Source organism: Actinomycetospora lemnae, from assembly GCF_028737315.1.
Classification (GTDB): Bacteria; Actinomycetota; Actinomycetes; order Mycobacteriales; family Pseudonocardiaceae; genus Actinomycetospora; species Actinomycetospora lemnae.
Window position 1 is genome coordinate 665,173 of sequence record NZ_JAQZAO010000001.1, and the last position, 22,040, is coordinate 687,212.

The window sequence follows — 22,040 nt, forward strand, 5'->3', positions numbered from 1 at the left end:
CCGTTCGTCGCGCTGTGCCTGTTCACCCGGGTCGGCGTCGCCACCGCCCACCGTCCTCCACGACGAGTCCGCGGGCCTCGAGGTCGCTCAGGTGGGTGGTGAGGTCCGCCGGGTCGACGCCGGCGTCGTGGGCCAGACGCGCGGCTGTGCGCGCCGCGCGGAGGGGTAGCGCTTCACGCACACGCAGCGCACCCGGGTCAAGACCGTCCGTCGGACGCGTGGGGGTCCCCGGTGGAGCGGCGAGCCCGTCGCCCACTTGACTCACCTCCTCGACGACGTGGTCGACGCGCCCGGCGACCGAGACCGCGGGCCGGCGGGCGAGCTCGTGACAGCCCAGCGACATCAGCGACGTCACCGGCCCCGGCACGACCATGACCGCCCGCCCGAGCGCCTCGGCGACCAGAGCGGTGCGCATCGCCCCCGACCGCGCCGCCGCCTCGACGACGAGCGTGCCCGCGGTGAGCGCCGCGATGAGGCGGTTGCGCACGAGGAAGCGGTGGCGAGCCGGGTTGGCGCCCGGCGGGTACTCGGTGACCACGAGGCCGTGGCGGGCGATGTGCTCGAGCAGCGTGGCGTGCTTCGGCGGGTAGGCGCGGTCGATGCCGCACGCCAGCACCGCGACCGTGGGCCCGCCGACCGCCAGCGCGCCGCGGTGCGCCGCGCCGTCGATGCCCAGCGCCGCCCCGGAGACCACGGTGACGCCTCGGTCGGCGAGCTCGGCGGACCAGTCGCGGGCGACCCAGAGGCCGTAGTCGGAGGCCGCCCGCGCCCCGACGATGCCGGCCCATCGGGTCGGCCCGTCGTCGAGGCGCAGCGGTCCGCGCACCCAGAGCGCGAGCGGCTCCGCGGCCCCGTCACGACCCGCGGGGCCGTCGAGGCCCGGCGCCCCGTCGGGTCCGGCCACCAGCCCGAGCCCGGCCAGCGCCGCGCCCGGCCACTCCGGGTGCTCCGGGACGACCAACCGCCCGCCCCTCGCCGCGAGCAGGGCGAGGTCGGCCTCGGCGCGGTCGGTGCCCCGGCGCGCCGCGGTCTCCTTCGCCACCCCGGGCGGGAGCGCGCCCGGTCCCTCGGTGACCCCGTCACGCACCCGCTGCGCGGCCTCGACCGGGCCGACCTCCTCCACCAACCCCGCCAGGGCCGGGGCCGGCGGCTCCGCCACGCGCGAGAGGTAGGCGCGGGCGCGCAGGACGGCCGGGTCGACCGGCGCCACCCGGGCGGGAGCCGCGGCGCTCACGCGACGTCCTCGTCGTTCGCGGCCACGACGGGGTCGAGGGCGTCCGCGGCCTGCTCCGGCCCGCTCTCGGTGACGAAGCCCTTGTACGCGACGGCCTCCTCGATGTCGGCGGTCTCGGGGCCCGGGGCGCCGCGCAGGTCGGCGATGGTCCACCCGACGCGCAGCGCGCGGTCGGCGCCGCGGGCGGTCATGGCGCCGCTGCGCATCTGGCGCTCGAGCACCGCCGCCGCCTCCACCGACAGCCGGCTGCGGCGCCGGAGCTCGGGCCCGGGGACCTCGGCGTTGGTGCGCCAGCCGGCGTCGCGCCAGCGCTCCCGCGCCGCGGCCCGGGCGGCCAGCACCCGCGACCGCACCGACGCCGTGTCCTCGGGCGTCTCCTCGAGCTCCGCGGCCGGACCGCCGACCCACCTGAGCTCCTCGACCGCCCGCAGCGTCACCTGCAGGTCGACCCGGTCGAGCATGGGGCCCGACAGGCGCAGCTGGTAGCGGCGCTTCTCGAGGCTCGTGCACCGGCAGTCGGTCGGCCGCGGCGGTGCGCAGGGGCACGGGTTGGCCGCCATGACCAGCTGGAAGCGTGCGGGGTAGCGCACGACGCCGTCGGTGCGCGCCAGGCGCACCTCGCCCTCCTCCAGCGGCGTGCGCAGCATCTCCAGCACGTGCGGACCGAACTCGTAGATCTCGTCCAGGAAGAGCACGCCGCGGTGGGCGAGCGACACCGCGCCCGGCCGGGCGAGACCGCTGCCGCCGCCGACCAGCGCCGCCGACGACACGGAGTGGTGCGGCGCGACGAACGGCGGCGAGGCCGGCAGCGCCTCCTGCGGGTCCGTCGCGCCCGCCAGCGACCGGACCGCCGCGACCTGCAGCGCCGCATCGCCGTCGAGGTCGGGCAGCAGGCCGGTCATCCGCCGCGCGAGCATCGTCTTGCCCGAGCCCGGTGGGCCGACCATGAGCAGGTGGTGCCCGCCGGCCGCCGCGACCTCGACGGCTCGGCGGGCGGCGCGCTGCCCCACCACGTCGGCGAGGTCCTCCCGCGGACCACCGTGCGGCGGGGCCGTCCCGGGCCGCACCGGCCGCAGCCGTCCCCGCTCACCACGCAGCCACGCCAGGACGTCGGAGAGGTGCTCGGCACCGAGCACCTCGAGCCCGTCGACCAGCCCGGCCTCCACCGCCGCCGCGGCCGGCACCACGGCCTGCTCCACCCCGAGGCGCCGGGCCGCCAGCAGCGCCGGCAGCACGCCCCGTACGCCGCGCACCCGGCCGTCGAGCGCGAGCTCCCCGAGCAGCACGACCCCGCGCAGCGCGGCCACCGGCACCGCCTTCGCGGCCGCCAGCACCGAGCACGCGAGCGCCATGTCGTACCCGCTGCCCTGCTTGGGCAGCGTCGCCGGCGAGAGCGCGAGCGTGATGCGCCGGGCCGGCCACGTCTCCCCCGAGTTGACCACCGCCGCACGCACCCGGTCGCGCGACTCCGCCAGCGCGGCGTCCGGCAGCCCCACCAGCGAGACGCCGGGCAGGCCCTGACCGATGTCGGCCTCGATCTCCACGACCTCACCGTCGACCCCGCGCAGCCCGATCGACCACGCGCACGCGAGCGCCACCTAGAACGCCCCCTCGTAGTGCTCGACCTGCGGCGCGGCACCCGGGCGCACCAGCACCGCGAGCACGTCGAAGCGCACCTCGGCGAAGCCCGTGCCCCCGGCGGCGTGCCGCTCGGCGAGCCAGCGCTGCGCGAGCCGCCGGATGCGGGCGGCCTTCGCCCCCGTCACCGCCTCGGCGGGCACCCCGAACCCGGTGCCCGACCGCGTCTTCACCTCGGCGACGACGAGCCGCCCGCCCTCGGCGGCCACGAGGTCGAGCTCGCCCTCGCGACAGCGCCAGTTGCGGTCGAGCACCCTCAGCCCGCGGGATGCCAGGTGCTCGGCGGCGACGTCCTCGCCGCGGCGCCCGAGCACCCTGCGGTCGGGCGTCCCGTGTGTCGTGACCATCTGCGGCCCCCTCGTCCTCGCCGGACGCTCCGGCGGCACGGGCGAGCGTGCAGCGGGTGCGGGGCGGGGCGGGAGCACGCGCTCCGCGCCTGGGGACAGCTCGAGGGGGTGTGGACGCACCGGTGCCGCCGCGGCGGCGAGCAGCCGCCGGGCGGATCAGCGTCAGCCGTTGAACGGGCCCTCGTCGAGGCGGAGGTCCGGCTTCTCGAGCTCCTCGACGTTGACGTCCTTGAACGTCACCACACGCACGTTCTTGACGAAGCGGGCGGGCCGGTACATGTCCCACACCCACGCGTCGGACATCGTGACCTCGAAGTAGACCTCGCCGTCGGCGTTGCGGACCGCGACGTCGACGGAGTTGGCCAGGTAGAAGCGCCGCTCGGTCTCCACCACGTAGGAGAACTGCGCGACGATGTCGCGGTACTCGCGGTAGAGCGAGAGCTCCATGTCGGTCTCGTACTTCTCGAGATCCTCCGCGCTCATCGCGGCTCTCCCCCCTCCGGCGCCACGTCCTCGGTGAGACCCGCGGGCAGCTCGTCACCGAGCTCGGCCTCGTCGAACTCGGTCTCGTCGAAGGCCACGAGCTCGTCTGCCTCCCCGCTCTCGGCGGACACGTCGTCGACGGTCACGGCCCCATTGTGGCGCACGCCGACCGCGAGCCCCTCCGGGCTCCGGCCCCGCGCCGCGGCGGCCACGTTGACGAAGCTGAAGCGGTGGTCCTCGCAGGGCCCGTGCGCGGCCAGCGCTGCGCTGTGCGTGGGTGTGCAGTAGCCCTTGTGCAGGTCAAAGCGGTACTCCGGATGCTTCTCGTGCAGTTCCGCCATCAGGTGGTCCCGGGTGACCTTGGCCAGCACCGACGCCGCCGCCACGCACGCGGCCGCGAGGTCGCCCTTCGGCACGGCCAGGGACGGGACGCCGAAGCCGCTGACCGGGAAGCCGTCGGTGAGCACGTAGCCGGGCCGCACGTCGAGGCGCGCGACCGCGCGCCGCATGCCGTCGATGTTCGCGACGTGCACGCCGCGGTGGTCGACCTCGGGCGGGTCGACGAGCACGACGTGCCAGTCGAGCGCGCGCCGCTTGATGACCCGCGCGAACTCCTCGCGCTCGTCCTTGCTCAGCAGCTTCGAGTCGGTCAGCCCCTCGAAGCGGCGGGCGTCACCGGGCCGCAGGATGCACGCCGCGACCGCGAGCGGGCCCGCGCAGGCGCCCCGCCCGGCCTCGTCGACGCCGACGACCGGCCCGAGCCCGTGACGCTCCAGCGCCGACTGCAGCGCCCAGCTCTCGGTGCTGCGCCGGACGATCGCGCGCGGCGGCTGCACGCCGGAGCGCGGCGGCAAGGGCCTGCGGCGGCGGACGGCACCCCGACCGTTCGCTCGTGCGGTGGGGCGCCGTCGGCCCGCGTCGTGTCCCGCCGTCACCGGCCGGGATCGGGGGACGGCGGTGATGCGCCGGGCTCGCGGCCCGGGTCGTCACCGGGGAGCTCGTCGGGGCCGCGCAGGCCGCCGCCGGACGACCACCAGCGCCGACGCAGGGGCCGTGACACCCCGACGAGCGGGATCGCGCCGAGGACACCGGCGGCCAGCGGCGCGGCCGAGGTCCACACCGGCGCGCCGAGGGCGGACACCTGGGCCTGCGGGTCCGTGTCGGGCACCCCGCCCCACCGGCCGACGGGCAGCACGATGACCCGGGCCTTGCCGATGACGTCGGTGACGCCGATCGGGCCGTGCACGCGGGCGTCCGCGGAGTTGTTGCGGTTGTCGCCCATGACCCACAGCTGGCCCGCGGGCACCTGCACCGGCGCGAAGTCGGCCTGGGTGCGCCCGAGGTTGGGCTGGAAGTACAGGTAGGGCTCGTCGAGCGGCTGGCCGTCGACCGTGACGCGGTTCTGCGGGTCGCAGCACGCGACGGTCTGGCCGCCGACGGCGATGACGCGCTTGACGAAGTCCTTCTCGTCGGGCGGCGCGAGGCCGATCAGCGACAGCCCGCTCTGCAGGCCTCGGACGAGCACGTTCCCCGACGGCGGGCCGCCGCCCCCGACCTCGCTGTTGTCGCCCCAGGCCGGTGGGCCGCGGAAGACGACGACGTCACCGGGCGACGGCTCGGAGAACCGGTAGGTCAGCTTGTCGACGGCGACGCGGTCGTTCGCGCAGCCGTTGCAGCCGTGGAGCGTGCGCTCCATCGACGCCGACGGGATGACGTAGATGCGCGCGAGGAACGTCTGGATGACGAAGGTCAGGACGACCGCGACGACGATGAGCAGCGGGAGCTCGCGCCAGAACGAGCCCTTCTTCTTCGCCTTGCCCTTCGATGTGCCGCTCGCGGAGTCGTGACGGCCGCGGCGCTCGCCGGCCCCGTCACCGTCGCCGGCGGGCAGGTCCTCGTCCGCCGCCGCGCCGGCCCCGCGACGGTGCCGTCCCGGGTTGGCGCCGCCGCCGGTCAGGGCGGTGGTGGTGGCCGTCGTCGTGCTCCCGGTCCGCGGCTTCGGAGGGCGCGAGGCGAAGCCGTCCGCGCCCGCGAGACCGCTGTCGACCGCCGCCGGCTCGTCGCTCGACGACGTGCTGCCCGACGACGACCCGTTCGACGTCGCGGCCGGTGCCGGCTCGGACGGGCCGGACGCGGCCGTGCCGTTCGTGCCGTTCGTGCCGTTCGTGGCGGGTGGCGGGGCGACCGGGCGGGCCTGGCCGTGGCCGGGGCCGGGCACGGTCGGACCGCCGGAGGCGGGCCCCGCCGGCCGCTGCACGCCGAACGGGGGCGGCGGTGGTGCGGCGGCCCAGGGCGGCCCCGACGGCGCCGGAGGCCCGGTGGGGGCCGGCGGACCGGGGTACGCGCCGCGGCCGTCGTCGCCGGGACGGGGTCCCGACGGCCCGGGCTGCCCGTGCCACCCGGCCGGCGCACCGGGCGGCGGGACCGGGCGGGCGCCGAGCGAGCCGTTGCCCCCGTGCGAACCGTTGCCTCCGTGCCAGCCGTTGCCGCCGGACGAGCCGTCGGCCCCGTGGGAGCCACCGAACGAGCTGCCGTGGCCGGGCGCGCTGCCCGCGACCGGCGCCGGGCCCGCCGCGGGGGCAGGGCCGTGCGCGTCGCCGTAGGGGTCGCCGTACCGGCCGTTCGCCGCGGCCCCGTTCCCGGCGCGGTCGGAGCCGGCGCCGCCGTACCCCGGCTCGGTCCGGAAGCCGTCGCCGGACCGGTCGGAGCCGCTCCAGCCCGACGCGCCGTAGGGCGCGTGCACGCCGCCGGACGTCGGGGCCGGGACGTCGCCGTACGGATCGACGGCGTGCTCGTCGTCGGGCCGGGCGTGCGCTGGAGCGCGTCCGCCGTAGCCGTCGGACCCGCCGTCGCGACGGGTCGTCTCGCCGCCCGCTCCGGAACTCCGGAACGGGGGGCCGTAGGGCTCCTGGGGGCGCACGCGGTTCAGGTTAGGAGACCGGGGCGAGCCGGCTCAGGAGGCCGGCGTGGTCTCGCGCTTCTCGCGGATCTTCGCGGCCTTGCCCCGACGCTCACGGAGGTAGTAGAGCTTCGCGCGCCGGACGTCACCGCGGGTGACGACCTCGATCTCCGCGATGTTCGGGGAGTGCACCGGGAAGGTGCGCTCCACCCCGACGCCGAAGGAGACCTTGCGGACGGTGAACGTCTCGCGCAGGCCGCCGCCGTGGCGACGGATGACGACACCCTGGAAGACCTGTACACGAGAGCGTGAACCCTCGATGACCCGGACGTGCACCTTCACGGTGTCCCCGGCGCGGAAGTCCGGGATGTCGGCGCGCAGCGACTTGGCGTCGAGCTCGTCCAGGGCGTTCATCGTCAGCGTCCTCGCGGTCTCACGGCCCCGGCGCCTGGGCACCCGCGGGCGGGCGTCAGGTCGACCGAGGAGAAGCGGTTCTCGGGCGGCGGGGCGGCGCTCACCGACCTCTCTCGGGCCGTGCGCCGTCCGCGGCAACCTCCCCAGTCTGCCATGCCGCCGACCGTGCTCCTCCGGCCGGGTCGTACCCGCACGCCGCCAGGACCTCCCGGTCGCGGGCGTCGAACGCCGCGGCGCCGTGGCGCGCGACCAGCGCGTCGAGCAGGTCGGGGCGCACCGCGGCGGTGCGCTCGAGCGAGCGGTCGCGGCGCCAGCGGTCGACAACGGCGTGGTTGCCGCCGCGCAGGACCTCGGGGACGTCGAGGTCGCGCCACCGCTCCGGGCGGGTGTAGGCGGGGGCCTCGAGGAGACCGGCCGTCCCTTCCGCGAAGCTGTCCAGCTCGGCCGACGCCGGGTTCCCGAGCACGCCCGGGACCAGCCGCGACACGGCCTCGACCACGACGAGCGCCGCGACCTCCCCGCCCGCGAGCACGTAGTCGCCCAGCGAGACCTCCTCGACCGGCATCCGCCGCCGCGCGTCGTCGAGGACGCGCGCGTCGATGCCCTCGTAGCGCCCGCAGGCCAGCACCAGCCACGGCTCCGACGCCCAGCCCGCCGCGCGGCGCTGGGTCAGGGGCGCGCCGGCCGGGGTCGGGACGAGGAGGCGGGGCACGGCGTCGTCGTCCCCCGACGCGGTGACCTCGTCGAGTGCCGCGCCCCACACCGGCGCCGTCATGAGCATCCCGGGCCCGCCGCCGTACGGGGCGTCGTCGACGGCCTTGTGCACGCCGCTGGCCCACCGGCGCAGGTCGTGCACCCGGACGTCGAGCAGCCCGGCCCGGCGCGCGCGGCCGACGAGCGCCTCGTCGAGCGGGGCGAGGTAGCCCGGGAAGATCGTGACGACGTCGATGCGCATCGGGCACGATCCTGCCCCTGCCACGCGAGACGGTGCACGGGAAGGGGGTGGCGCGGGGTGGAGCAGTTCTCGTCCTACCCGCAGGAGTGGCGCCTGCTGGCCCCGCTCGGGCTGGCGCTGGTGCTCTGCACGCTGATCGGGCTGGAGCGCGAGCTCGCGGCGAAGAGCGCCGGGCTGCGGACGCACACGCTGGTCGGCGTCGGGGCGGCGGCCTTCATGCTGATCTCGAAGTACGGCTTCGACGACCTGTTGTCCTCCCCCGACATCACGCTCGACCCGTCGCGGCTCGCCGCGCAGATCGTGTCCGGGATCGGGTTCATCGGCGGCGGGCTGATCTTCGTGCGCCGCGACGCGGTCCGGGGCCTCACGACGGCCGCGACGATCTGGGCCGCGGCCGCGGTCGGGACGGCCTGCGGCGCCGGGCTGCCGCTGCTCGCCGTGGCCGGGACGGTCGTGCACTACCTCGTCACGCGGGGGTACCGCCCGCTGGCCCGGCTGGTCACGCGCACCTCGGGCGCACCCCGCGACCTGCACCTCTCCTACGCCGACGGCCGCGGCGTGCTGCGCGCCGTGCTGGCGGTCTGCACCGAGCGCGGCTTCTCCGTCGCCGGCATGCACGTCGACCGGGAGGACGCGGCCGACCGCGCGGAGGGCGAGGTCGGCACCCAGCGCGTCGCGTCGGTGACGCTCTCGCTCGCGGGGCGCGGCCCGCTCGCCCCGCTGTCGGGCGAGCTCTCCGAGCTGCCGGGCGTGCTCGCGGTGGGGGTCACGACCGAGGAGGAGTAGGGCTCAGCCCGCGGCCCGGTCCTCGACGTCGGCATACGCCCGGCCCTGCAGCGCGAACAGCTCCCGGTAGAGCCCGCCCGCGGCCATGAGCTCGTCGTGGGTGCCCTGCGCGGTGATCCGCCCGCCCTCGAGCACGACGATGCGGTCGGCCGTCCGGACGTTCGCCAGCCGGTGGGTCACCAGCACTGTGATCCGGTCCCCACCCGCCGAGAGCTCGCGCAGCGACGCGAACACGGCGTGCTCGGCGCGGGCGTCGAGCGCGGCGGTCGGCTCGTCGGCGACGACCAGCGGGGCGTCACGGTAGAGCCCGCGCGCCACCGCCATCCGCTGCCACTGCCCGCCGGAGAGGTCCCGGCCGCCCTGGAACGCGCGGGAGAGCACCGTCGCCGCACCCCGGGGCAGGTCGGCGAGCACGTCGGCGGCGCCCGAACGGGCGACGGCGTCGACGTAGGCCCGCTGCTCCGGGTCGACGCGCTCGAGCCGGCCGATGCGCACGTTGTCGTCGGCGCGGACCGGCCAGCGCACCGGGTCCTGCGCCACCAGCGCGACGTGCTCGAGGGCGGCCGCCGCGTCGCTCTCGCGCAGGTCCCGGCCGTTCCAGCGCACGTGGCCCGCGTCCGGGAGGTAGAGCCCGACCATGAGCTTGGCCAGCGTCGACTTCCCCGACCCGTTCTCCCCGACCAGCGCGACCACCTCCCCGCGCCGCAGCGTGAGCGTGACGTCGGTGAGCGCCGGCTCGGCCTGGTCCGGGTAGCGGAAGGTGACCGCGTCCAGCTCGACGGTCTCGGGCGGGCCGGGCGGCGGCCCGCCCCCGCGACGCCGCCGGGACCGCGCCTCGGCCAGGCAGCGGGTGTACAGCTCGACGAACAGGCCGGCCTCGAACAGCATGTTCGCCCCGTACACGGTGGTGACCACCGCGGTGCGCGCCGACCGCATCGCGACGACCGCGGTGCCCGCCAACGGCAGCGCGAGCCCTCCGGTGTAGAGCAGCAGGCCCACGGCGACGTACCCGGCGGCCGTGGCGACGCCGGAGGCCCCGCGTCCGACGCCGACCAGCAGGTTCCGGCGCTGCTCGACCCGGATGCCCTCCCGCGCCAGCTCGGTCGCGAGGCGCTCGTGCTCGACGGCGAGGACGTCGCCGACGGTGAAGGCACGCACCTCCGCGGCCTCCTCGCGGCCCGCGATGAGGTCCCCGACGACGGCGAGCCGGCGCGCCTGCGAGGTCGTGCGCAGCACCGACGCGAACATCAACCGCACCCCGGACACCGCGGCCCACGCCTGCGGCAGCCCCGCGAGCAGCACGACGGGGGCGAGCACGGGGTGGACCACGCCGGCGGCCGCGACCGCGGCGGTCACGGAGACGAGCCCGCTGATGAGGTCGCCCACGGTCTCGGCGCCCCGGCGGATGCGGGCGAGGGCGTGCTCGGCGCGCTCGAGCAGGGCGGTGAAGTCGGCGTCGTCGAAGGCCACGAGGTCGACCTGCACGAGCGCGCCGTACAGCTCGGTCTGCGCGCGCCGCTCGATGCGCGGCACCAGCTCGGCGGTGACCGCGCCGGTCGCGGCGTCGAGCAGCCCGCCCACCACGAGCGCGCCCGCGACCACGGCCAGGGCGGGCAGCGCCGCCAGCACGCGGTCCGGCGTCGGGCCCTCGGCGAGCAGCCGCGTGAAGACGTCCGCCGTCGCCAGCAGCCCGAACGCGGCGACGACCCCGGACACGAGGTGTACGACCCCGGCGAGCAGCGTCCAGCCCCGCGACGCGCGCCACGCCCAGCGCACGAGCACCGCGACGGTGCGCGGCACCGACCGCGCCACCGCGCCCACGCCGGCCTTCGCCGACGCCTCCAGGCCGACGGCCCAGGTCGGCGTCTCCAGCTCGTCGGCACCGATCAGCGGACGGTGCCCACGATTCCCCGCACCGTTCTCCGCACCGTCCCCCGCGCTGTCCCCCGCGCTGTCCCCCACGCCGACCAGTGTGCGGGGCCTACTGCTCCTCGAGCAGGCCTTCCGGCGGGTCCAGCACGAGCCGGCCGCCCGCGAGGTCGACCTCCGGGACGATGGCGGTGACGAACGGGACGAGCGCCTCGCCGCCGTCCGGGCGCTCGATCGCCAGCAGCTCCCCGCCCGCGCCGTGCAGCACGGCGGCGACGGTGCCGACGGCGGTCCCGTCGGCGAGGACCGCGGTGAGGCCCTCGAGCTGGTGGTCGTGGAACTCGTCGGGGTCCTCGGGGTCGGCGTCCAGCGCGGGCGCGGTGAGCTGCGCGGTGCGCAGCGCCTCGGCGGCGTCGCGGTCGCCGACCTCCTCGACGGTGACGAGCAGCCGGTCGCCGTGACGGCGCGCGGCGACGACGGTCAGGCTCGCGATCCCGGACGCGCGCGAGCCCCGCACCGACAGCACCGCGCCCGGGGCGAACCGGGCGTCGACGTTGTCGGTGCGGGGCTCGACGACGAGCTCGCCGCGCAGGCCGTGGGCCTTCACGACCCGACCGACGACACGCTCGTCGGACGGCGTGCTCATGTCCTCAGCGGTCGGTGTCGACGACGTCGACCCGCACGCCACGGCCACCGATGCCGCCCACGACGGTGCGCAGCGCGGTGGCCGTGCGGCCGTTGCGGCCGATCACCTTGCCGAGGTCGTCGGGGTGGACCCGGACCTCGAGGGTGCGACCGCGGCGGTTGGTGACGAGGTCGACCGCCACCTCGTCGGGGTGGGCGACGATCCCGCGCACGAGGTGCTCGAGCGCCTCGGCCAGCTCGCTCACTCCGCGGAGCCGGTGACCTTGGCCAGCTCCTCGTTGAAGCGGGCCTGCTTGTCGACCTTCTCCGGCTGCGGCTGGAGCTTGCCCTCGGCACCCGGCAGGCCCTTGAACTTCTGCCAGTCGCCGGTGACCTTCAGCAGGCTGTGCACCGGCTCGGTCGGGATGGCCCCGACGCCCAGCCAGTACTGCGCGCGCTCCGAGTCGATCTTGATCTCGCTCGGCTGGCTCTTCGGGTGGTACTCGCCGATCGTCTCGATGACGCGCCCGTCACGACGGGTGCGGGCGTCGGCGACGACGACCCGGTAGTGGGGCTCGCGGATCTTGCCCATGCGGGCGAGCTTGATCTTGACGGCCACTGCTCTGTACTGCTCCTCGGTCGTAGGCGCTGCTGCCGGCGCCGGCAGCGGGGTGGGGCTCCCGCCGGGCACCGATCGTCTCTCGGGTCGCGACCTGGAGAGAGGGTGGCCACGACAGCTCCCCGATTGTGCCAGACGGCCCCTCAGGCGAAGGGCGCGAGGGTGACCCCGGCGTCGCGGAGGGCCTCGGCGACCCGGCGCGCGGAGTCCACGGCGCCCGGGCTGTCGCCGTGCAGGCACAGCGAGGCGGCCTCGACCGGGATCTCGGTGCCGTCGACGGCCACGATGACCCCGTCGACGGCGAGGCGGCGGGCGCGCTCGACGACCGCGTCGGCGTCGGGCAGCAGCGCCCCGGGCTCGCTGCGGGGCACCAGCGTCCCCTCGGCCGTATAGCCGCGGTCGCCGAACGCCTCGGCGTAGGTCGTCAGGCCGGCCTCGACCGCGCGGACCAGGAAGCGCGAGCCGGGCAGCCCGAGCACCGGCAGGCCCGCCTCCTGCGCGGCCGCGACCACCGCGGCGGCGTGGGCGTCGTGGTGCACGACCGCGTTGTAGAGCGCGCCGTGGGGCTTGAGGTACGCGAGCTCGCCGCCGGCGGCCCGCGTGAACTCCCGCAGCGCGCCGACCTGGTAGAGCAGGTCGGCGGTCAGCTCGTCGGGGTCGGCGTCGACGAAACGCCGCCCGAAGCCCGCGAGGTCGCGGTAGGACACCTGTGCCCCGACGGCCACCCCCCGCGCCACGGCCGCCACGCACACCCGCCGCATGGTCGCCGGGTCGCCCGCGTGGAACCCGCACGCGACGTTCGCCGAGGTCACGACCTCGAGCAGTGCGTCGTCGTCGGTCAGCGACCAGGTGCCGAAGCCCTCGGCGAGGTCGGCGTTGAGGTCGAGGCGTGCCACGGCCACCCAGCCTAATGGGAGTGCATCTAGGCGTGCCGGTCGCTTGACCTCGATCGCACTCGAAGGCGCAGGCTGTAGGAGTGAGTGATCCACGGCCGTCGACGGTCGAGCCCCGCCCCGACGACGGTCCGGTCCCCGGGTCCCCGCCGGTCACCCCGGAGCCCCCGGTCCGCGTCGGCCTGCTCCTCGGCGTGCTGCTGGTCGCCGTCGCGACGGCCGTGCTGGCCAACAGCATGGTGCTCGTCCTGGTCCCCGAGATCGGCCGCGACTTCGCCGCCTCGCCCGGCGGCCTCGCGTGGGTGGTGACGGCGTTCTCGCTGAGCTTCGCCGTCGCGACGCCGCTCTACGGACGCATCGCCGACGTGTTCGGGGTGCGCCGTGTGTTCGCCGTCGGGCTCGCGATCTTCATCGTGGGCTCGGTGCTCGCGGGACTCGCGCCCGCGATCGGCCTGCACCTGGTCGGCCGCGTGCTCCAGGGCCTCGGCAGCGCCGCGGTGCCCGCCCTGGGGTCGGTGGCGGTGGCACGCTCGCTGCCGCCGGGACGCCGCGGCTTCGGGTTCGGCATCGTCGGCACCGGCGTGGGTGCTGGCCAGGCGCTCGGCCCGCCGCTCGCGGGGTTCGTCGCCGAGGCCGCGGGCTGGCGGTGGCCGTTCCTCGGGGCCGCCCTGCTCGTCGCTCCCCTGCTGGTCATCGCGCCGCGGGTGCTGCCCGACGGGCGCCCGGACACCCCGGGGTCGTGGCGCCAGGTCGACCTCGTCGGCGGCGTCCTGCTCGGCGCCGCGGTGGGCCTCGGCCTGTTCGGGCTCACGCGCGCGCAGCAGGTCGGGCTCGGCTCGGTGACCTCGTGGGGCGCGATGGTGGCGGCCGTGGTCCTCGCGGCCGGGTTCACGCTGTGGATCCGCCGCACGCCGCGGCCGTTCGTGCCCCCGGCCCTGCTCACCCACGGTCCGTTCGTCACCGCGGTCGCCGTCGGGTTCCTCGCCATGTTCAGCTACCTGGGCACGATCCTGCTGGTGCCGCTGCTCGTCGCGACCGTCAACCACCTGGGCGTCGGCCACGTCGGCCTCGTGCTCCTGCCCGGAGCGGTCGCCGTGGCCCTGCTGTCGTCGCTCGCCGGGCGCCTGTCCGACCGTCTGGGACCCCGCACCCTCGTCGGGATCGGCCTGACGCTGCTGCTCCTGGCGGTCGCGACGCTCTCGAGCGCGGCGGGCGGGTCGGCGGTCCTGCTGTCCGCGGTGACGTTCCTCGTCGGCGTGGCGCTCGCGACGATCACCTCGCCGCTGATCAACGCCGTGGCCGCGGCGGTGCCGGGCGAGCACGCGGGCGTCGGGCTCGGCCTCTACCAGGGCGCGTTCTTCCTGGGCGGCGGCACGGGCGCGGCGGTGCTCGGGACCGTGCTCGCGGCCCGCACGTCCGGCGGCGCCGGCTCGTGGAACCCGCTGCACGACGGGCCGGGCGCGCCGTTCTCCGACGCGCTGCTCGTCGTGGCGTTCGTGCTGGTCGTGGCCATCGCGCTGTCCCGGCGGCTGCCCGCCCGGACCTGAGTCACCGCAGGGACGTCCCCGCCCGCAGCACGAGCTCGGGTGTGCGCAGCGTGTCGGTGGCCACGCGCGGGTCCTCGGTGGTGATGATGAGGTCGGCGGGCGCACCGTCGGTGAGGCCGGGGCGGCGCAGCCAGGCCCGGGCGTCGCCGCACGCCGCCGCGAGCGCGCGGGCGGGGCCGAGCCCGACCCCGGCGAGCGCCGCGACCTCGTCGACGATCCGGCCGTGCTCGATGCCCCCGCCCGCGTCCGTGCCCGCGAACACCGGCACGCCGGCCTCGATGGCGGTGGCGATCGTGCGGGGCGCACGGGCGTAGAGCTCGCGCATGTGGGTGCCGTAGCGGGGGAACTTCTCGCCGGCCGCGTCCGCGAAGGACGGGAAGTTCTCGACGTTGATCAGCGTCGGGACCAGCACCGTGCCCCGCTCGACCATCATCGCGATCGTGTCGTCGGTCAGGCCCGTGCCGTGCTCGATGCCGTCGATGCCCGCGCCGATCAGCCCGGGCAGCGCGTCCTCGCCGAAGACGTGCGCGGTGACCCGCGCGCCCTCGGCGTGCGCCGCGTCGATGGCCTCGCGCAGCACGTCGTCGGGCCACAGCGGCGCGAGGTCGCCCTCGGTGCGCTCGATCCAGTCGCCGACGAGCTTGACCCACGGGTTGGCCCGCGCGGTCTCGGCGACGGCGGCCGGCAGCTCCTCGGGCTCGAGGTCGATCGGCAGCCCGCGGATGTAGCGCTTGGGGCGCGCGAGGTGGCGCCCGGCGCGGACGATCTCGGGCATCCGCGGGTCGTCGTCGAGCGGGCGGGTGTCGACAGGGCTGCCGCAGTCGCGCACGAGCAGCGCGCCGGCGGCCGCGTCGGTGTGGCCCTGGGCGCGGGCGGTCTCGAGCTCCACCGCGCCGTCGGGCCCGATGCCGACGTGGCAGTGGGCGTCGACCAGCCCGGGGAGGATCCACCCGCCGTCGGCGACGGTCCGCGCGTCGGGCACCGGGTCGAGGCTGATCCGGCCCTCGGGCGTGATCCACAGCTCGCCGACGCGCTCCCCCTCCACGGTGCCGTCGAGGAGGACACCGCGCAGGTGCAGGGCCGGGGACGGCGACGTCATGCCGGGGAGGGTAGCGAGATCACGCCGGGTCTCCACGGTGACGACCTAGGCTCCGCGGCGTGACCGAGCCCGCCCGCGTCGAGGACGTGCACGCGCTGGCCGCCGCGATGCCGCACGTCACGCGGCTGGAGGGACCGAAGGGCAACGCGGTCTACCAGGTCGGCGGCAAGTCGTTCGTCTTCTTCCGCACGCCCCAGCCCGACGCCCGCGACGCGGAGACGGGCGAGAAGTTCCCCGACGTGATCATGTTCTGGGTGGAGTCGGAGGAGGACAAGGACGCCCTCGTCCACGACCCGACCACGCCGTTCTTCACCACGCCGCGCTTCGACGGGCACCTCTCGGTGCTGCTGCGCGCGGCGGACCTGCACCGCCTCAGCCGCGAGGAGCTGGCCGAGATCGTGCAGGACGCCTGGCTCTCCCGGGCCTCGAACCGGCGGCGGGAGAAGTGGCTGGCCGAGCACCCGGCGCGCTAACCGTCGTCGCCCGCCAGGTTCGTCTCCAGCCGCCCGAGCACCCGCAGCACGGTCGCGCGCTCCTGCTCGTCCAGCCCGGCGACGGTCCGCTCCTCCAGCTCCTCCCAGACCGCCTCGACGTCGTCGCGCAGGCCCCGGCTCGCGGGCGTCGCCTCGACGATGGTCACCCGCCGGTCGGCGACGCTCGGCATCCGTCGCACGAAGCCGGCGCGCTCGAGGCGCTGGATCGTCCGCGTGATCGTGGCCGAGTCCGCGTCCATGGCGAGCGCGAGGTCGGCCTGGCGCTGGGGTCCGGCGTCCCAGAGCCGCATCATCACCAGCTCCTGGTTCGGGTGCAGGCCTGTGCGGCGCAACAGCTGTGCTGCCGTGAGCTTGTGCAGGCGCGCCAGCCGGAAGATCGCGTGGCTCACCGGCCCGCCGTGGGCCGCGGGTGGCCGGGGCACCGACGGCTCCGACTCCACAGCCGCTCCTCTCCCTGCCCGGACAGCGAAGCAAGAGTCTAGCAATGAGCTGCACGAACACGTCGCGCCGATCACGTTACCTGTTCGAACAGTCACATTCGCTCGACCTGGCCCACCGCTCGCCGATTCACTGTCCGGACAGGAAACAGGACCAGGAGGGACCGTCGTGACCACCACCTACGCCGTTCTCGGCGCCACCGGCCAGCAGGGTGGTGCCACCGCCCGCGCCCTGCTCGCCGCCGGCGTCGCCGTCCGCGCCCTCGTCCGCGATCCGGCCGCGGCAGCCGCCCGGACCCTCGCCGGCGCCGGCGCCGACCTCGTCCGGGCCGACCTGACCGACCAGGACTCGCTGCGGAGTGCGTTCTCCGGCGTCGACGGGGCCTTCGCGATGACGACCTCCTTCACCCCGCGCGGCACCGAGGGCGAGACCGCCGACGGCGTCCGCATCGCGGACGCGGCGCGCGCGGCGGGCCTCCCGCACCTCGTCTACAGCTCCGTCGGCGGCGCCGACCGGCGCACCGGCATCCCGCACTTCGAGAGCAAGCGCCGGGTCGAGGAGCACATCGAGGGCCTCGACCTGGCGGCGACGTTCGTGCGGCCGGTGTTCTTCATGGAGAACCTGTCCCCGACCGCCGAGGGCGGCGCGACGATCCTACGGCTGCCGCTGCCCGCCGACGTGCCCGTGCAGATGGTCGCGGTGGCGGACATCGGGCGGGTCGCGGCCGCCGTGCTGCTCGACCCGTCCCGCGTGCCGGGCGGCGCGATCGAGATCGCCGGCGACGAGCTCACCGGGGCGCAGGCCGCCGAGGTGCTCGGCGGGCGCTACGAGGCGCTGCCGGTCGCCGTGCTGGACGACCCGGACCTGCGCGCCATGTTCACCTGGTTCGTCGAGGCGCGACCGGCCTACCAGGCCGACTTCGCCGCGACCCGGGCGCTGGATCCGCAGGTCCTGGACCTCGCGGCGTGGGCGGCGCAGCGGGCGACCGCCTGACCGCCGTGCCCTACTTGCGCTTCTTCTTGTTGCCCTTCTTGCCCCCGCCGCCACCGCGGGGACCGCCGCCACCGCCGCCCCCACCGGGGAAGCTCAGCGCGCCGGGGTCGAAGCCCGCGGGCAGCTCGTTCATCCCCGCGAGCGCGGGCGGGAGCTGGTTGAGGCCCGGGGTCTGGTAGCTGCCGACCGACCGCTCGCTCGACTGCCCGGAGCTCTCCGCCGCGATGCCCGCGATCGCCGGCATCTGCTTCGGCCCCTTGCGGACGTTCTTCGCGGCCTTCGCGGCCTGGCGCTTGCCCTTGCGGCCCCCGCCCATGCCCGGCAGCCCGAACTGGCCGGCCATGTTCTTCATCATCTTGCGGGCCTCGAAGAAGCGCTCGACGAGCTGGTTGACGTCGCTGACGCCCACGCCGGAGCCGTTGGCGATGCGCAGCCGCCGCGAGCCGTTGATGATCTTCGGGTCGGCCCGCTCGGCGGGCGTCATGCCGCGGATGATCGCCTGGACGCGATCCAGGTGCTTCTCGTCGAGGCCGGCGAGCTGGTCCTTCATCTGCGCCGCGCCCGGCAGCATGCCCAGCACGTTGGCGATCGGGCCCATCTTGCGCACGGCCATCATCTGCTCGAGGAAGTCCTCGAGCGTCAGCTCACCGGAGCCCATCTTGGCCGCGGCGGCCTCGGCCTGGCCCTCCTCGAAGGCCTGCTCGGCCTGCTCGATGAGGGTGAGCACGTCGCCCATGCCGAGGATGCGCGAGGCCATCCGGTCGGGGTGGAAGACGTCGAACTCGTCGAGCTTCTCGCCGTTGGAGGCGAAGAGGATCGGCTCGCCGGTCACCTCGCGCACCGACAGCGCGGCGCCACCACGCGCGTCGCCGTCGAGCTTGGTGAGCACCACGCCCGAGAAGCCGACGCCGTCGCGGAACGCCTCGGCGGTGACGACGGCGTCCTGACCGACCATCGCGTCGAGCACGAACAGCGTCTCGTCGGGGCTGACGGCGTCGCGGATGTCCGCGGCCTGGCGCATCAGCTCCTCGTCGACACCGAGGCGGCCCGCGGTGTCGACGACGAGCACGTCGTACTGACGGCTCTTCGCGTCGGCGACGGCGCGGCGCGCCACGTCCACCGGGTCGCCGACGCCGTTGCCGGGCTCGGGCGCGAAGACCTCGACCCCGGCGCGCTCGCCGACGATCTGCAGCTGGTTGACCGCGTTCGGGCGCTGGAGGTCGCAGGCCGCGAGCATCGGGGTGTGGCCCTGGCCCTTGAGCCAGTGCGCGAGCTTGCCGGCCAGGGTCGTCTTGCCCGAGCCCTGCAGGCCGGCCAGCATGATCACGGTCGGCGGGTTCTTCGCGAACCGCAGCCGGCGGGTCTCGCCGCCGAGGATGCCGACGAGCTCCTCGTTGACGATCTTGACGACCTGCTGCGCCGGGTTCAGCGCCTCGGAGACCTCGGCGCCGCGCGCCCGCTCCTTGACCTGCTTGACGAACGCCCGCACCACGGGCAGGGCGACGTCGGCCTCGAGCAGCGCGATGCGGATCTCGCGACACGTGGAGTCGATGTCGGTCTCGGAGAGACGGCCCTTGCCGCGCAGGTCGGACAGGACCGACGTGAGGCGGTCGGACAGGGTGTCGAACACGGCGCTCGCTCTCCTTGTTCTCGCCGGCGGCGCGGAGCCCCGGCGGGCCGGTGGCACCGCCGAGGACGAACACCCAGCTTAACGGTCGGCCGCCGACGGCCCGGGCGTGCGCCCTCGGGCCGCCCCCGCGCCGCACCCGTGGGGCTGTCCGGGCGTCATCCCGCCGACGAGCGCTCCGGGGCCACCAGCCCGGCGTCGGCCGCGGCCAGCACCGCCTCCTCGACCGCCTTCCGGCGGTCGTCGTCGAGGCCCTCGTGCTCGGCGGTCTCCAGGCAGAAGGCGTCGAGCACCGAGCTGCCGATCGTCGACACCCGCGCCCACCGCACGTCGAGGTCCTGGGCCTCGAGCGCGGCCGCGACGCGGTGCAGCAGCCCGATCCGGTCGGAGGTGCGCAGCTCGAGCACCACCGCGCCCGTGGCCTCGTCGTCGAACCACACCACGCGGCTCGGGGCGGGCGCGGGGCCGGGACGGTCGTAGTCGCGCTCCTTGGCCGCGAGCCGCGCGGGCAGGTCGAGCGAGCCGCGCAGCACGCGCACGAGGTCCTCGCGCAGCAGCGACGCCTCGGGCAGGCGACCGAAGCGCGGCGACACCGTGAACGCGTCGACCGCGACGCCGCCGTGCTCGCCGAGGTCGGCCGTGTGGACCTGCAGCGAGTGCAGCGCCAGCACGCCCGCGGCGCGGGAGAGCAGGCCGGGGCGGTCGGGGGCGGCGACGGTCATGGTGATCGTGGTGAGCTCGCCGTCGCCGTCGATCGACACCTCCGGCCGGCCGTTGGCGGCCACCACCCGCGCCAGCGCGAGGGCGTCCTCGGACAGCGGCGACGGCCCGGGCGCCGGGTCGCCGGCCATGACCACGCGGCAGCGGCGTACGAGGTCGCCCATGAGCGTCGCGCGCCACGGCGTCCACACGCCCGGTCCGGTGCCCAGGGAGTCGGCCTCGGCGAGGGCGTGCAGGAGCTCGAGCAGGATCGGGTCCTCGCCCAGGGTCTCGACGACCCGCTCCACCGTCGCCGGGTCCTCGGGGTCGCGGCGCGAGGCGGTGTGGGGCAGCAGCAGGTGGTGGCGCACCATCGCCGCGAGCGTGTCCACGTCGGCGGGCCACAGCCCCAGGCGCTTGCCGAGGTGCGCGGCCAGGCGCTCGCCGACCACGGAGTGGTCCTCGTCGCGGCCCTTGCCGATGTCGTGCACGAGCGCGCCGAGCAGCAGCAGGTCGGGCCGCGAGACCCGCGTCGTCAGCTCCGCGGCGCGGCGGGTGACCTCGACGAGGTGGCGGTCGACGGTCCAGACGTGCTGGCGGTCGCGCGGGGGCAGGTCGCGCACCGCGCCCCACTCGGGGAACAGCCGCCCCCACAGGCCCGTGCGGTCGAGCGCCTCGACGACGTCGACCATCCCCTCCCCCGCCCCGAGCAGCGCGAGCAGCTCGGAGAGCGCGGCGCGCGGCCACGGCTCGCGCAGCTCCGGGGCCGCCTCGGCGAGCCGGTGCAGGGTGCTCGCGGCGATCGGCAGGCGGGTGCGGGCCGCGGTCGCGGCGAGGCGCAGCACCAGGGCCGGGTCGCGCGAGACCTGGGCGTCGCGGGCGAGCACGACCTCGCCCCCGTGCTCCACCACGCCGTCGTCGAGGGGGCGGCGCGCGGGCGCCCGGCGCAGCGCGGCCAGGCCGCGGCGCGGCAGCGCGGCGCGGGCCGAGCGCAGGGCGGCGTCGGTGGCGAAGACGACGGTGCGGGCGGCGCCGGACAGGGCCCGGGCGAGGTCGAAGCGGTCGGTCACGCCGAGGTCGCCCGCCGCGTTGGCGACCACCTCGTGGGCGTCCTCGGCCTGCATGACGTCGCGGGCGCGGCCGGCGCGGCGGTGCAGCTCGACGCGCAGGTCGAGCATGAGGCGGCGGGCGTCCTGCACGTCGACGGTCGGGCGGTCGACGAGCTGCGCGGCGGCCAGGGCGTCGAGGAGCTGGACGTCGCGCAGGCCCCCGTGCCCGTTCTTGAGGTCGGGCTCGATGCGGTGGGCGACCTCGCCGGAGCGCGACCAGCGCGCCTCCGTGGCGGCGACGAGGTCGTCGAAGCGCTGGCGGATACCCGCCCGCCAGGCCTGGCGCGCGGTGGCGGCGAGGCGCTCGGCGAGCTCGGGGTCGCCCGCGAGGTGGCGGACCTCGAGCAGCCCGAGGGCCACGCGCAGGTCGGTGGTGGCGACCTCGATCGCCTCGCCGACCGTGCGCACCGAGTGGTCCAGCCCGATCCCCGCGTCCCACAGGGGGTACCAGAGCGCGTCCGCCACCTGCGAGATCTGCTCCCGCCCGCCGCGGCGTCCCCGCCCGTCGTGGACGAGGACGAGGTCGAGGTCGGAGTACGGCGCGAGCTCCCGGCGACCGAGCGCGCCGACTGCGACCAGCGCCGAGCCCTCCCCCACGCCCACCGCCGCGGCGCGCGAGGAGAGCCAGAAGTCGTGCAGCTCGACCAGGGCCTCCCGCAGCGCCGCCGGACCGAGTCGGCGCGCGCCGGGCGGCGGGTCGAGCAGGGCGGCGCGGGCACGGACGAGGTCGACGGCGTCGCCGTTGGTCGTCCCCCGTTCGCCGTCGAGGCCGGAGGGACCCCCGCTGGTCCCGCCCCGTCCCGCGTCCGCCACGGCCACGCTGTCCCCTCTCCGGTGGTGGTCCTCCTCGACGTCGCCCCGAGCGCCGCCGTGACGACGACGCCGGGTCCCCGAGATGAGGGGGGACCCGGCGTCGTCGCGATCTGCGAGCTCCTAGAGGGCGTCGGCCCCGCGCTCGCCGGTGCGCACCCGCACCACGGTCTCGACGGGGGTCACCCAGACCTTGCCGTCACCGATCTTGCCGGTGCGGGCGGTCTCGGCGATCGCGTCGACGACCTTCTCCGCGGCGGTGTCGTCGGTGACGACCTCGATGCGGACCTTGGGGACGAAGTCCACGGAGTACTCCGCACCCCGGTAGACCTCGGTGTGGCCCTTCTGGCGGCCGTAGCCCTGGACCTCGCTGACGGTCATGCCCAGGACCCCGAGCTGCTCCAGGGCGCCCTTGACGTCCTCCAGCACGAACGGCTTGATGATCGCCGTCACCATCTTCATC

20 protein-coding genes and 2 pseudogenes are annotated in these 22,040 nt (G+C 76.1%); 4 read left to right on the top strand and 18 right to left on the bottom strand.

Features of this window, described 5'->3' with window-relative positions; translation table 11 throughout:
• Positions 1–22: 22 nt before the first annotated feature.
• The 8 genes and pseudogenes from dprA to trmD form a co-directional block, all read right to left on the bottom strand.
• Positions 23–1,234, bottom strand: coding sequence for a DNA-processing protein DprA (dprA, locus tag PGB27_RS03215; RefSeq protein WP_274198880.1), 1,212 nt, complete (start codon positions 1,232–1,234; stop codon positions 23–25).
• Complete coding sequence (locus PGB27_RS03220) at positions 1,231–2,832, bottom strand: YifB family Mg chelatase-like AAA ATPase (protein ID WP_274198881.1); 1,602 nt, start codon at positions 2,830–2,832, stop codon at positions 1,231–1,233. The genes dprA and PGB27_RS03220 overlap by 4 nt, the downstream gene beginning before the upstream one ends.
• Positions 2,833–3,219, bottom strand: a complete 387-nt coding sequence (locus PGB27_RS03225; protein WP_274198882.1) for a YraN family protein — start codon at positions 3,217–3,219, stop codon at positions 2,833–2,835.
• 162 nt (positions 3,220–3,381) lie between these two features.
• The gene (locus PGB27_RS03230) at positions 3,382–3,702 is read right to left on the bottom strand and encodes a DUF2469 domain-containing protein (protein ID WP_274198883.1); all 321 of its coding nucleotides are present in this window, start codon (positions 3,700–3,702) and stop codon (positions 3,382–3,384) included.
• Complete coding sequence (locus PGB27_RS03235; protein ID WP_274198884.1) at positions 3,699–4,538, bottom strand: ribonuclease HII; 840 nt, start codon at positions 4,536–4,538, stop codon at positions 3,699–3,701. Before PGB27_RS03235 ends, PGB27_RS03230 begins: the two co-directional genes overlap by 4 nt.
• 206 nt (positions 4,539–4,744) lie before the next feature.
• Positions 4,745–5,593 (bottom strand): annotated as a pseudogene (lepB, locus tag PGB27_RS03240) (signal peptidase I); the annotation flags it as partial.
• Positions 5,594–6,655: 1,062 nt separating this feature from the next.
• Positions 6,656–7,015 carry a 50S ribosomal protein L19 gene (gene rplS, locus PGB27_RS03245; RefSeq protein WP_274198885.1) on the bottom strand — a complete coding sequence of 120 codons (360 nt, stop codon included), beginning with the start codon at positions 7,013–7,015 and terminating at the stop codon, positions 6,656–6,658.
• Between the two features lie 100 nt (positions 7,016–7,115).
• Positions 7,116–7,970, bottom strand: a complete 855-nt coding sequence (trmD, locus tag PGB27_RS03250; protein WP_274198886.1) for a tRNA (guanosine(37)-N1)-methyltransferase TrmD — start codon at positions 7,968–7,970, stop codon at positions 7,116–7,118.
• A gap of 57 nt (positions 7,971–8,027) precedes the next feature.
• On the opposite strand from trmD, the gene PGB27_RS03255 reads away from it, so the two are divergent.
• The gene (locus PGB27_RS03255; protein ID WP_274198887.1) at positions 8,028–8,756 is read left to right on the top strand and encodes an MgtC/SapB family protein; all 729 of its coding nucleotides are present in this window, start codon (positions 8,028–8,030) and stop codon (positions 8,754–8,756) included.
• 3 nt (positions 8,757–8,759) lie between these two features.
• Here PGB27_RS03255 and PGB27_RS03260 read toward each other — a convergent pair whose 3' ends face one another.
• The 5 genes and pseudogenes from PGB27_RS03260 to PGB27_RS03280 form a co-directional block, all read right to left on the bottom strand.
• A complete protein-coding gene (locus tag PGB27_RS03260) occupies positions 8,760–10,718 on the bottom strand; it encodes an ABC transporter ATP-binding protein (protein WP_274198888.1) in 1,959 nt (652 codons plus the stop codon).
• 19 nt (positions 10,719–10,737) lie between these two features.
• On the bottom strand, positions 10,738–11,271 hold the full coding sequence (rimM, locus tag PGB27_RS03265; protein ID WP_274198889.1) for a ribosome maturation factor RimM: 534 nt from the start codon (positions 11,269–11,271) through the stop codon (positions 10,738–10,740).
• Positions 11,272–11,275: 4 nt separating this feature from the next.
• The gene (locus PGB27_RS03270) at positions 11,276–11,515 is read right to left on the bottom strand and encodes an RNA-binding protein (protein ID WP_133824910.1); all 240 of its coding nucleotides are present in this window, start codon (positions 11,513–11,515) and stop codon (positions 11,276–11,278) included.
• A gap of 20 nt (positions 11,516–11,535) precedes the next feature.
• Positions 11,536–11,868: pseudogene (gene rpsP, locus PGB27_RS03275) on the bottom strand (30S ribosomal protein S16); the annotation flags it as partial.
• A 143-nt stretch (positions 11,869–12,011) separates the two neighbouring features.
• Positions 12,012–12,764, bottom strand: coding sequence for a LamB/YcsF family protein (locus PGB27_RS03280; RefSeq protein WP_274198890.1), 753 nt, complete (start codon positions 12,762–12,764; stop codon positions 12,012–12,014).
• A gap of 80 nt (positions 12,765–12,844) precedes the next feature.
• Here PGB27_RS03280 and PGB27_RS03285 point away from each other — a divergent pair, with 80 nt between their 5' ends.
• A complete protein-coding gene (locus PGB27_RS03285; protein WP_274198891.1) occupies positions 12,845–14,308 on the top strand; it encodes an MFS transporter in 1,464 nt (487 codons plus the stop codon).
• A gap of 1 nt (position 14,309) precedes the next feature.
• Here the strand turns inward: PGB27_RS03285 and PGB27_RS03290 are convergent, their stop codons facing one another.
• Positions 14,310–15,407: an amidohydrolase family protein gene (locus PGB27_RS03290; protein WP_274198892.1), complete on the bottom strand. Its 1,098-nt coding sequence runs from the start codon at positions 15,405–15,407 to the stop codon at positions 14,310–14,312.
• A 59-nt stretch (positions 15,408–15,466) separates the two neighbouring features.
• On the opposite strand from PGB27_RS03290, the gene PGB27_RS03295 reads away from it, so the two are divergent.
• Complete coding sequence (locus PGB27_RS03295) at positions 15,467–15,880, top strand: MmcQ/YjbR family DNA-binding protein (protein WP_274198893.1); 414 nt, start codon at positions 15,467–15,469, stop codon at positions 15,878–15,880.
• Here the strand turns inward: PGB27_RS03295 and PGB27_RS03300 are convergent.
• Positions 15,877–16,341 carry a MarR family winged helix-turn-helix transcriptional regulator gene (locus PGB27_RS03300; RefSeq protein WP_274198894.1) on the bottom strand — a complete coding sequence of 155 codons (465 nt, stop codon included), beginning with the start codon at positions 16,339–16,341 and terminating at the stop codon, positions 15,877–15,879. The two genes, PGB27_RS03295 and PGB27_RS03300, sit on opposite strands and share 4 nt — an antisense overlap.
• A gap of 166 nt (positions 16,342–16,507) precedes the next feature.
• Between PGB27_RS03300 and PGB27_RS03305 the strand changes: the two genes are divergently transcribed.
• Positions 16,508–17,332 carry an NmrA/HSCARG family protein gene (locus tag PGB27_RS03305; RefSeq protein WP_274198895.1) on the top strand — a complete coding sequence of 275 codons (825 nt, stop codon included), beginning with the start codon at positions 16,508–16,510 and terminating at the stop codon, positions 17,330–17,332.
• Between the two features lie 10 nt (positions 17,333–17,342).
• Here the strand turns inward: PGB27_RS03305 and ffh are convergent, their stop codons facing one another.
• The 3 genes from ffh to PGB27_RS03320 all read right to left on the bottom strand — a co-directional run bounded on the left by ffh (position 17,343) and on the right by PGB27_RS03320 (position 22,039).
• Positions 17,343–18,962 carry a signal recognition particle protein gene (gene ffh / locus PGB27_RS03310; protein WP_274198896.1) on the bottom strand — a complete coding sequence of 540 codons (1,620 nt, stop codon included), beginning with the start codon at positions 18,960–18,962 and terminating at the stop codon, positions 17,343–17,345.
• Between the two features lie 155 nt (positions 18,963–19,117).
• A complete protein-coding gene (locus PGB27_RS03315) occupies positions 19,118–21,580 on the bottom strand; it encodes a [protein-PII] uridylyltransferase (protein ID WP_408630003.1) in 2,463 nt (820 codons plus the stop codon).
• Positions 21,581–21,700: 120 nt separating this feature from the next.
• Positions 21,701–22,039 carry a P-II family nitrogen regulator gene (locus tag PGB27_RS03320; RefSeq protein ID WP_133824904.1) on the bottom strand — a complete coding sequence of 113 codons (339 nt, stop codon included), beginning with the start codon at positions 22,037–22,039 and terminating at the stop codon, positions 21,701–21,703.
• Position 22,040 lies beyond the last annotated feature (1 nt).

Coding starts and splice junctions, on each gene's coding strand:
- PGB27_RS03290 (WP_274198892.1), bottom strand. CDS start 15,407: ATGACGTCGCCGTCCCCGGCCCTGCACCTGCGCGGTGTCCTCCTCGAC.
- PGB27_RS03320 (WP_133824904.1), bottom strand. CDS start 22,039: ATGAAGATGGTGACGGCGATCATCAAGCCGTTCGTGCTGGAGGACGTC.
- PGB27_RS03230 (WP_274198883.1), bottom strand. CDS start 3,702: ATGAGCGCGGAGGATCTCGAGAAGTACGAGACCGACATGGAGCTCTCG.
- rplS (WP_274198885.1), bottom strand. CDS start 7,015: ATGAACGCCCTGGACGAGCTCGACGCCAAGTCGCTGCGCGCCGACATC.
- trmD (WP_274198886.1), bottom strand. CDS start 7,970: ATGCGCATCGACGTCGTCACGATCTTCCCGGGCTACCTCGCCCCGCTC.
- PGB27_RS03225 (WP_274198882.1), bottom strand. CDS start 3,219: ATGGTCACGACACACGGGACGCCCGACCGCAGGGTGCTCGGGCGCCGC.
- rimM (WP_274198889.1), bottom strand. CDS start 11,271: ATGAGCACGCCGTCCGACGAGCGTGTCGTCGGTCGGGTCGTGAAGGCC.